10 protein-coding genes are annotated in these 10367 nt (G+C 72.0%); 8 read left to right on the plus strand and 2 right to left on the minus strand.

Annotated elements, in window-relative coordinates; genetic code table 11:
• Positions 1–48 precede the first annotated feature (48 nt).
• From ACIP64_RS19345 to ACIP64_RS19375, 7 genes are all read left to right on the plus strand, one after another.
• Complete coding sequence (locus tag ACIP64_RS19345) at positions 49–1407, plus strand: phosphomannomutase/phosphoglucomutase (RefSeq protein WP_401587952.1); 1359 nt, start codon at positions 49–51, stop codon at positions 1405–1407.
• A 251-nt stretch (positions 1408–1658) separates the two neighbouring features.
• The gene (locus ACIP64_RS19350; RefSeq protein ID WP_360911005.1) at positions 1659–1838 is read left to right on the plus strand and encodes a Trm112 family protein; all 180 of its coding nucleotides are present in this window, start codon (positions 1659–1661) and stop codon (positions 1836–1838) included.
• Between the two features lie 49 nt (positions 1839–1887).
• A complete protein-coding gene (locus ACIP64_RS19355) occupies positions 1888–3039 on the plus strand; it encodes an SIS domain-containing protein (protein ID WP_401587956.1) in 1152 nt (383 codons plus the stop codon).
• Between the two features lie 4 nt (positions 3040–3043).
• Positions 3044–4258, plus strand: a complete 1215-nt coding sequence (manA, locus tag ACIP64_RS19360; RefSeq protein ID WP_401587959.1) for a mannose-6-phosphate isomerase, class I — start codon at positions 3044–3046, stop codon at positions 4256–4258.
• Positions 4259–4354: 96 nt separating this feature from the next.
• Positions 4355–5308, plus strand: a complete 954-nt coding sequence (locus tag ACIP64_RS19365) for a cation diffusion facilitator family transporter (RefSeq protein WP_401587962.1) — start codon at positions 4355–4357, stop codon at positions 5306–5308.
• A gap of 238 nt (positions 5309–5546) precedes the next feature.
• Positions 5547–6998 (plus strand): adenosylhomocysteinase, encoded by a 1452-nt coding sequence (gene ahcY / locus ACIP64_RS19370; protein WP_401587965.1) that lies wholly within the window; start codon positions 5547–5549, stop codon positions 6996–6998.
• Positions 6999–7118: 120 nt separating this feature from the next.
• Positions 7119–7742 (plus strand): hypothetical protein, encoded by a 624-nt coding sequence (locus tag ACIP64_RS19375; RefSeq protein WP_401587968.1) that lies wholly within the window; start codon positions 7119–7121, stop codon positions 7740–7742.
• Positions 7743–7746: 4 nt separating this feature from the next.
• On the opposite strand, the gene ACIP64_RS19380 is transcribed toward ACIP64_RS19375, so the two are convergent.
• Positions 7747–8760 carry an RDD family protein gene (locus ACIP64_RS19380; protein ID WP_401587970.1) on the minus strand — a complete coding sequence of 338 codons (1014 nt, stop codon included), beginning with the start codon at positions 8758–8760 and terminating at the stop codon, positions 7747–7749.
• A 95-nt stretch (positions 8761–8855) separates the two neighbouring features.
• Here ACIP64_RS19380 and ACIP64_RS19385 point away from each other — a divergent pair, with 95 nt between their 5' ends.
• A complete protein-coding gene (locus ACIP64_RS19385) occupies positions 8856–9863 on the plus strand; it encodes a stage II sporulation protein M (RefSeq protein WP_401587972.1) in 1008 nt (335 codons plus the stop codon).
• 226 nt (positions 9864–10089) lie between these two features.
• Here ACIP64_RS19385 and ACIP64_RS19390 read toward each other — a convergent pair.
• A partial coding sequence (locus ACIP64_RS19390; protein ID WP_401587975.1) for a hypothetical protein occupies positions 10090–10367 on the minus strand: 278 nt, incomplete at its 5' end.

Here is a 10367-nt window from a genome sequence, read left to right on the forward strand (position 1 = left end):
GGTTGGTCCGCAGGCCATGACCGGCAACCGGACAGAGGAGCACAAGCGGTGACCGATCTCTCGCAGCTCGTGAAGGCGTACGACGTCCGTGGCGTCGTCCCCGACCAATGGGGCGAGCCGCTCGCCGAACTCTTCGGCGCGGCCTTCGTCACCGTGACCGGTGCGGACGCGATCGTGACCGGCCACGACATGCGGCCGTCCTCGCCCGGCCTGTCCCGGGCCTTCGCCCGCGGCGCAGCCTCCCGCGGCGCGTCGGTGACCGAGATCGGGCTCTGCTCGACCGACCAGCTCTACTTCGCCAGCGGCAAACTCGGCCTGCCCGGCGCGATGTTCACCGCCAGCCACAACCCGGCCCGGTACAACGGCATCAAGATGTGCCGCGCGGGCGCCGCGCCGGTCGGCCAGGAGACCGGCCTCGCCGAGATCCGCGAGCTCGTCGAGCAGTGGTCCGAGACCGGCCTGCCCGCGAGCGACGCCACCCCCGGCACGGTCACCCAGCAGGACCTGCTCGGCGACTACGCCGCCCACCTGCGCACCCTCGTCGACCTCACGGTGATCCGGCCCCTGAAAGTCGTCGTCGACGCCGGCAACGGCATGGGCGGCCACACCGTCCCGACCGTCTTCGACGGGCTGCCCCTCGACCTCGTCCCGATGTACTTCGAGCTCGACGGCACCTTCCCCAACCACGAGGCGAACCCGCTCGACCCCAAGAACATCGTCGACCTCCAGGCCAAGGTCCGGGAGACCGGCGCCGACCTCGGCATCGCCTTCGACGGCGACGCCGACCGCTGCTTCGTGGTGGACGAGCGCGGCGAGCCCGTCTCCCCGTCGGCCATCACCGCGCTCGTCGCGGCGCGCGAACTGGCCAAGCACCCCGGCGCCACCGTCATCCACAACCTGATCACCTCGTGGTCCGTCCCCGAGGTCGTCAAGGAGCACGGCGGCACCCCCGTCCGCACCCGCGTCGGCCACTCCTTCATCAAGCAGGAAATGGCCCGCACCGGCGCCGTGTTCGGCGGCGAGCACTCCGCGCACTACTACTTCCGCGACTTCTGGAACGCCGACACGGGCATGCTCGCCGCCCTCCACGTCCTCGCCGCCCTCGGCGGCCAGGACGGCACGCTGTCCGCGCTCGTCGCCGAGTACGACCGCTACGCCGCCTCCGGCGAGATCAACACCGCCGTCGACGACCAGGCCGGCCGCACCGCCGCCGTCCGCGCGGCCTTCGCCGACCGCCCGGGCGTCACCACCGACGAGCTCGACGGCCTCACCGTCACCTCCGGCGACTGGTGGTTCAACCTCCGCCCGTCCAACACCGAGCCGCTGCTGCGCCTGAACGTCGAGGCCCGCACCGCGGACCTCGTCGCCGAGGTGCGCGACGAGGTCCTGGCGATCGTCCGCGCCTGACGGCGCCCACCGCCCGGTGCCGGACGGCCCGCGGTCCGCACGTCCGCCGTTCCCGGCGCCCCCGCACGGGGCGCCGGGAACGCCCGCACCCCGAGCGGGACGTGCTCCCCGCACCGCCAACGCCCCAGCGATAGGCTGAAACGGCCGACCGGCCCGGTGGCCGGGAAGCCGCCCCGTACGCCCCCTTACGGACTGCACGGCCCGCACTGCCCGGACACCACGGGCACCGACCCGAAGGAAGTCGCGCCACCATGCCGCTCGTCGAATCCAGCCTCCTCGAAATCCTCGCCTGCCCCGCCTGCCACGCCCCCCTCCGCGAGGACGACGACGCCCGCGAACTCGCCTGCACCTCCGGCGACTGCGGCCTGGCCTACCCCGTCCGCGACGACATCCCCGTCCTGCTCGTCGACGAGGCCCGCCGCCCGGCGTAACGCCCGCACCGACCGAGCGACGGACAAGGGACCGGGAGGCCACGCAACGATGCTGGACGAGACGCTGCTCGACGACCCCGAAGGCCTCGCCCGCGCCGACACCCGGGGCCGGCTCCTGGGTGTCGCCGCCGCGGGTGCCCGCGTGCGCACCGCCGCCCGCCTGGCACAGGAGGCGGGCATAGGGGAACTGAAGCCGGACGGCCGCCCCCGCAGCGTCCTCGTCGCGGGCCCCGGCGCGGCCACTGCCGCCGCCGTCGCCGAACTGCTGGCGGCCCTCGGCAGCGGCAGCGCCCCGGTCCTGCCGCTGCGCCCCACCGGCCCCGCCCCGTACGACCTGCGCTGGACCCTGCCCGGCTGGGCCGGCCCCCTCGACCTGCTGCTCATCGCCACCCCCACGGGCACCGAGGCCGGCATCGCCGACCTCATCGAACAGGCCTACCGCCGCGGCTGCACCGCCGCCGCCGTCGTGCCCGCCGGGTCGCCCATCGCCGAGGCCATCGCCCAAGTACGCGGCATGGTCCTGCCGTACGCCGCTGCCCCCGAGTCCGGCGCACCCGACGCCGCCGACCCCGACGAGGACCTCGGCGCCTTCTGGGCCCTGCTCACCCCGCTGCTCGCCCTCGGCGACCGGATCGGGCTGCTGCCCGCGCCCGCCGACGCCATCGAGCGGGTCGCCGACCGCCTCGACGAGGTCGCCGCCCGCTGCGGCCCCGCCATCGCGACCTACAGCAACCCGGCCAAGGCGCTGGCCTCCGAACTCGCCGAGTCCCTCCCGGTGCTGTGGAGCGAGGGCCCCCTGGCCGCCGTCGCCGCACGCCGCTTCGCCGCGACCATCGCCTCCCGCGCCGGACGCCCCGCCCTGCACGGCGAACTCCCCGAAGCCGTCGACACCCACGGCGCGCTGCTCGCGGGCGCGCTCGCCGGAGCCCTGGACCCCGACGACTTCTTCCGCGACCGCGTCGAGGAACCCGAGGACCTGCGCCTGCGCGTCGTCCTCCTGCACCGGCCCGGCAACGGCACCCAGGCCCCGGCCACCAGCTCCGCCGCCGTCGCCCGGGAATTCACCACCACCCACGACACCCCGCTCAGCGAACTCGCCGCCGGCGCCGACGGCACTCCACTGGAATCCGTCGTCGAACTCCTCGCCGTCACGGATTTCGCCTCCGTTTACCTCGCTGTCACTTCCGCCGGGAGATCATGAGCCCATGGATCGGCTGACCAACACCATTCGCCCGTACGCGTGGGGCTCCACGACCGCCATCCCGGAGCTTCTGGGCACCACCCCCACGGGCGAGCCGCAGGCCGAGCTGTGGATGGGCGCCCACCCCGGCGCCCCCTCCCGCGTCGACCGCGGCGACGGCCCGGTCCCGCTCGACCAGGTCATCGACGCCGACCCGCTCGCCGAGCTCGGCTCCGCCGCCGTGGAGCGCTTCGGCCCCCGGCTGCCGTTCCTGCTCAAGGTGCTGGCCGCCGGCTCCCCGCTCTCCCTCCAGGTCCACCCCGACCTCGCGCAGGCCGCGTCCGGCTACGCCGACGAGGAGGTCCGGGGCATCCCCGTGGACGCCCCGCACCGCAACTACAAGGACGCCAACCACAAGCCGGAGATGATCGTCGCCCTCACGCCCTTCGAGGGCCTGTGCGGCTTCCGGCACCCCAAGGAGACCGCGGCCCTCCTCACCGGCCTCGGCGTCGACTCCCTCAAGCCCTACGTCGACATCCTGCACGCGCACCCCGAGGACGCCGCCCTGCGCGAAGTCCTCACCGCCGTGCTCGGTGCCGAGCGCCACGCCGTCGCCGGCACCGTCGACGCCGCCGCCGAGGCAGCCGGCCGCCTCGCCACCGAAGGCGGCCCGTACGCCGACGCCTACGCCGCGTACGCCGCCATCGCCCGCACCTACCCCGGCGACCCCGGCGTCATCGCCGCCATGCTGCTCAACCACATACGCCTCCAGCCCGGCGAAGCCCTCTTCCTGGGCGCCGGCATCCCGCACGCCTACCTCAGCGGCCTCGGCGTCGAGATCATGGCCAACTCCGACAACGTCCTGCGCTGCGGCCTCACCCCCAAGCACGTCGACGTCCCCGAACTCCTGCGCATCGTCCGCTTCGAGTCGGCCGACCCCGGCGTCCTGCGCCCCGAGGCCTCCGCGGACGGCGAGGAGCTCTACACCACCCCCATCGAGGAGTTCCGGCTCTCCCGGTACGCCCTCGCCGCCGGCGGCGCCCCGCGCACCCTCGACGACCGCACCGCGCAGATCCTGCTCTGCACCGAGGGCACCGCCACCGTCCGCGACGCCGTCACCGCCGGGGAGCCGCAGCGGGAACTCGCCCTGGCCCCCGGTCAGTCGGCCTACGTGCCCGCCGGTGAACAGGTCCAACTCCTCGGCGAGGGAACCGTCTTCCGCGCCACCGTGGTGGCCTGAGGAACCCGTGCGATCCCGGCCTGCAAGAATGTCCCGCCGTAGTGCCGTAAAGATCGGGCAAAGGCCGGCGGCCGACGGAAGGGATACCCAGCACCTATGAGCGCGTCAGGCGGAACCAAGGCGATCGTCGCCGCATTGGGCGCCAACCTTGCCATCGCGGTGAGCAAGTTCGTGGCGTTCGCCTTCAGCGGCTCGTCCTCCATGCTCGCCGAAGGCGTCCACTCGGTCGCCGACTCGGGCAACCAGGCACTCCTCCTGCTGGGCGGCAAGAAGGCCAAGAAGGCAGCCACCGAGGAACACCCCTTCGGCTACGGGCGCGAGCGGTACATCTACGGATTCCTCGTCTCCATCGTCCTGTTCACCATCGGTGGCGTCTTCGCGCTGTACGAGGGCTACGAGAAGGTCCAGCACCCCCACGAGGTCGAGCACTGGTACTGGCCGATCGGCGTCCTCGTCTTCGCGATCGTGGCCGAGGGCTTCTCCTTCCGCACCGCCATCCAGGAGTCCAACGGCCTGCGCGGCCGGCAGACCTGGGCCCAGTTCATCCGCACCGCCAAGGCCCCCGAACTGCCCGTCGTCCTGCTGGAGGACTTCGGCGCCCTCGTCGGCCTCGTGCTCGCGCTCATCGGCGTCGGCGTGTCCCTGCTCACCGGCAACGGTGTCTGGGACGGCGTCGGCACCCTGTGCATCGGCGCCCTGCTCGTCGTCATCGCCCTCGTCCTCGCGTCCGAGACCAAGTCCCTCCTCCTCGGCGAGTCCGCGGGCCCCGAGACCGTCGCCCGCATCCGCGAGGCCATCGTCGACGGCGACACCGTCACCCGCGTGATCCACATGCGCACCCTCCACCTCGGCCCCGAGGAACTCCTCGTCGCCGCCAAGATCGCCGTCCAGCACGACGACACGGCCACCGAGGTCGCCCGCGCCATCGACGCGGCCGAGGCCCGCATCCGCGTGGCCGTCCCCATCGCCCGCGTGATCTACCTCGAACCCGATATCTACCGCGAGCAGAAGGCGGCCCCCGAGGCGCCGGCCGCTCACGAAACGGCCTGATCCCTCCCCGCCACCTCCACCGTCGGCCCGGTTCCGGCCGGGCACTCGGTGTAGATTCATGGGTAGCCAGACGTCGCTGCTGATGGCGGTCGGGCGGTCCGCACACCGGACCGTCCGAGGGAGAGAGGGCCTCCGACGGGCTGAGCTGCGGTCGAGGGAGACGTATGTCCGCATACCTCCCACGCCCCGCAGCGGAAAAGCCGATGTCCGCTCTCGAACCACCCCACGAGGAGACTGCATGTCCCCCGTCAACAACGACTTCAAGGTCGCCGACCTCTCGCTGGCCGAGTTCGGCCGCAAGGAGATCACCCTCGCCGAGCACGAGATGCCCGGCCTGATGGCGATCCGCGAGGAGTTCGCCGCCGCGCAGCCGCTCGCCGGCGCCCGCATCACCGGCTCCCTGCACATGACCGTGCAGACCGCCGTCCTCATCGAGACCCTCGCCGCCCTCGGCGCGCAGGTCCGCTGGGCCTCCTGCAACATCTTCTCCACGCAGGACCACGCCGCCGCGGCCATCGCGGTCGGCCCCAACGGCACCGTCGACAACCCCCAGGGCATCCCGGTCTTCGCCTGGAAGGGCGAGACCCTCTCCGAGTACTGGTGGTGCACGGAGCAGGCCCTCACCTGGGCCGACGCCCCCACCGGCGGCCCGAACATGATCCTCGACGACGGCGGCGACGCCACCCTCCTGGTCCACAAGGGCGTCGAGTTCGAGAAGGCCGGCTCGGCCCCCGACCCGTCCACCGCCGACAGCGAGGAGTACGAGCAGATCCTGCTGCTCCTCAACCGGACCCTCGGCGAGAACCCCCAGAAGTGGACCCAGCTCTCCTCCGAGATCCGCGGCGTCACCGAGGAGACCACCACCGGCGTCCACCGCCTGTACGAGATGCAGCGCGACGGCACCCTGCTCTTCCCGGCGATCAACGTCAACGACGCCGTCACCAAGTCCAAGTTCGACAACAAGTACGGCTGCCGCCACTCGCTCATCGACGGCATCAACCGTGCCACCGACGTCCTCATCGGCGGCAAGGTCGCCGTGGTCTGCGGCTACGGCGACGTCGGCAAGGGCTGCGCCGAGTCGCTGCGCGGCCAGGGCGCCCGCGTCATCGTGACCGAGATCGACCCCATCAACGCCCTCCAGGCCGCGATGGACGGCTACCAGGTCACCGTGCTCGAGGACGTCGTCGAGACCGCCGACATCTTCGTCACCACCACCGGCAACCGCGACATCATCCTCGCCGAGCACATGCAGCGCATGAAGCACCAGGCGATCGTCGGCAACATCGGCCACTTCGACAACGAGATCGACATGGCCGGCCTCGCCAAGATCCCCGGCATCGTCAAGGACGAGGTCAAGCCCCAGGTCCACACCTGGACCTTCCCCGACGGCCGAGTCCTCATCGTGCTGTCCGAGGGCCGCCTGCTGAACCTGGGCAACGCCACCGGCCACCCCTCGTTCGTGATGTCCAACTCCTTCTCGGACCAGACCCTGGCCCAGATCGAGCTGTTCACCAAGCCCGAGGAGTACCCGATCGGCGTCTACGTCCTGCCCAAGCAGCTCGACGAGAAGGTCGCCCGGCTCCACCTCGACGCCCTCGGCGTCAAGCTCACCACCCTGCGCCCCGAGCAGGCCTCGTACATCGGCGTCCCGGTCGAGGGCCCGTACAAGCCCGACCACTACCGCTACTGAGGCCACTGCCGCCGCCGCGAACACCGCGGCGCCCCGGCACCACCTCAGCCGGCCCGCAGGCCCCCGCCCCCGGCGGGGGCCTGCCCCGTACCACCGGCACCGCCCCCGTAAGGTCGAACCATGCCCCGCGGCCGCTACTCGTTCCACGACACGCACGACCACACCCCCCTCGGCGAAGAACACTTCCACTGCGCCACCGGCCCCTCCGGCTGGCGCTACACCGCGCAGACCACGCACGCCGACGGCAGCCACGCGGGCTCCATCGACCTCACCGTCGACGAACTCGGCCGCCCCATCCGCCTGGAACTCACCGCAGCGAGCTGGCAGGTCCGCGGCGCCGCCCTCGACGGCGTCACCTGGGTACGCACCGACCCCTCCGGCGAACACGCCCAGGAGGGAAACGTCCGGGCACACGCCTTCAGCGGCGTATCGCCTGCCTTCTACATCGCGACAGCGCGCATCCTGCGCCTGCGTCCCGGTGCCCCGGCCACCCGCGTCCGCCTCGTCGCATTCCAGCCCCCCGTGCTCGCTCCCCGTACCCTCGACCAGTCGTGGGCCTTGGTGAAGAGCGAAGCACACCCCACTGACAGCGGCCCCCTGACCGTGGACGAATACCAGGTCAGCGCCCTCGACACCGGGGAACAGCACACCGTGCACATCGCCGGGGACGTCGTGCTCGCCGCCCCCGGCATCGAACTCGAGGACCTCGAATCAGCCCCGTCGCAATTCCCCCCGGCGGACTGACCGTTCAGGCCGGCGGCGCGAACCCGGTCGACGGCCCGGAAGACGGCGCAGGCGGCACGGGAACGTCAGCGAGGGCCGGGGGAGCAGAGAGAGCAGGAGGACCGGAGGGAAGCACGGGCGGAACCGGGAAACCCGACGCGCCGGCCCCGGGCTCCGCGGGCACGCCCCAGCCCCCCGCCGGTGCCTGCGCGGGCGCAACCCCCGCCGGACCGAAGACCCGCCGCGCCTCCCGTACCTGCCGCTCGGCCGCCACCGCCGCCAGGTACGCCACCGCGGGAGTCCCCTGCGGCACCGGCGTCCTCGTGCACGCCGACACGTCCGCCGCCAGCCGCTCCGCCATCGACCACCCCACCTGCGGATCCAACTGGTGGACACGCGCCAGGTACTGCCGTACCGCCAGCCACAGCCCCTCGGGCACCGCGGACAGATCCACACCGGCCACCTGGTCCGCCAGCCACGGCGGTGCGGACGGGACCGCCTGCGGGGCCCGCGGCATCGGGATCCGTTCCCGTACCACCAGCGTCCCCGCGAACAGGTCCCCGACCCGGCGCCCCCGCGCCGAGACCAGCGAGGCGATACAGGCGATCACGCCGAGAAACGCCTGGATCTCGATCACCCCCACCGCCCCCCGCACCAGCGCGTGCCGGAACCGGATCGGCCCGCCGTCGTCCCGGACCACCCGCAGCCCGCACGCCAGCTTCCCCAGTGAACGGCCCCGCGACAGCGTCTCCACGGCGATCGGCACCCCGATCAGCACAAGCACCAGCGACGCCACGTACACCGCGGCCAGCGCGGCATCGTCGAGCGACGCCGTCGCCGCGAGCAGTCCCAGCGAGACGATCACGTACCCGCCGAAGTAGACGACGGCGTCCAGGGCCGCCGCCAGCGCCCGGCTCGGCAGCCGCGCGGGCTGCAGCCCCAACTCCACCGCCTCACCGGTCACCAGCCGCCCGGCGCCGCTCGCCTCCCAGGACGTCCCGCCACCCGCCGCACCATTCGTTCCGAACGCACCGCTCATACGGGCACCCTCCTCGATCCCACCCCGGAACCCGGCGCGACCAGTCTGCCCCGTCTGCCAAGCTGGGACCTCCCGGCCAGCCAGGAGCAGCGACCATGGACCTCGACGTCTTCGCAGCCGCGCACCGCCACGAGTGGGACCGGCTCGACGCCCTCCTGCACCGCGGCCGGCGCCTCACCGGCGAAGAGGCCGACGAACTCGTCACCCTGTACCAACGCGCCGCCACCCACCTCTCCCTCCTCCAGTCCAGCGCCCCCGATCCCGCGCTGGTCGGGCGCCTCACCACCCTGGTCGCCCGCGCCCGCAGCGCCGTCACCGGCGCCCGCACCCCCGGCTGGCGCGACGTGGCCCACTTCTTCACGGCGGCCTTCCCCGCGGGCGTCTACCGATCACGCCACTGGTGGGTCCCCACCGCCCTGGTCTCCACGGCCCTCGCCGCGCTCATCGGCTGGTGGGTCGCCACGCACCCGCACGTCCAGGCCGCCATCGCCGCCCCCGACGAACTGCGGACCCTCACCCGCCCCGGCGGCGAGTACGAGTCCTACTACTCCAGCCACCCGGCCACCTCCTTCGCGGCCCAGGTCTGGACGAACAACGCCATGGCCGCCGGCTACTGCCTCGTCCTCGGCGTGTTCCTCGGGCTCCCCGTGCTGTACGTCCTCTTCCAGAACGTGCTCAACCTGGGCATCGGCCTCGGTCTCATGGGCTCGGCAGGCCGCCTCGACACGTTCCTCGGTCTGCTCCTCCCGCACGGTCTCCTCGAACTCACCGCCGTGTTCGTCGCCGCCGGCACGGGGCTGCGCCTCGGCTGGACCGTCATCGACCCCGGTCCACGCCCCCGCAGGACCGCTCTTGCCGAGGAGGGACGCGCCGCCATCGGCATGGCCATAGGGCTGGCCGTCGTCCTCCTCGTCTCCGGCGTGATCGAAGCCTTCGTGACCCCCTCCGGCCTGCCCACCTGGGCCCGCATCGCCATCGGCGTCGCCGCCGAGCTGGGCTTCCTCGTCTATGTCTTCGTGCCGGGACGGCGCGCCGCCCACGCGGGCGAGACCGGCGACCTCGAGCGCCCGGACCGCAGCGATGTCCTCCCCACCGCAGCATGACCCGGATGGCGCACCGTGTGGATGTGCATCCGGGGTCGCTGACCTGCTAGTCTCCTCTTCGCCCCAAGAAACCTGTTGACACGGGTGGAGTGGGGAGGTAGATTCGAGAAGTTGCCACGAACTAGACAAGTTCGAGGCCAGCGGCTAGAGTCTAGACCGCTTCGAAGAATCATCGATCGCAGCGAAATCTCCCAGGATGAAAATCCCGAGCGTTTTGTCGCGTCGTTTATTCGAAAAGCAAATCCCCCTGCCGGCGGGAATCGGGCCCGAAAGAGTCTGATAAGCTGGTGACAACGAAGGGAAAGCCCGGAGGGGCCGGTGAAACGGCCTCGAAGGAAGCTTCCGTTCCTTGAGAACTCAACAGCGTGCCAAAAGTCAACGCCAGATATGTTGAAACCCCGTCTCCGGACCGAATGGTCTGGGGCGAGGTTCCTTTGAAGAAAAACACAGCGAGGACGCTGGGCACGTCGGGATTATTCCTCCCGATGGTGCCGCTCTCGTGAA

The organism is Streptomyces sp. NPDC088733 (genome assembly GCF_044751185.1).
Lineage (GTDB): Bacteria > Actinomycetota > Actinomycetes > Streptomycetales > Streptomycetaceae > Actinacidiphila.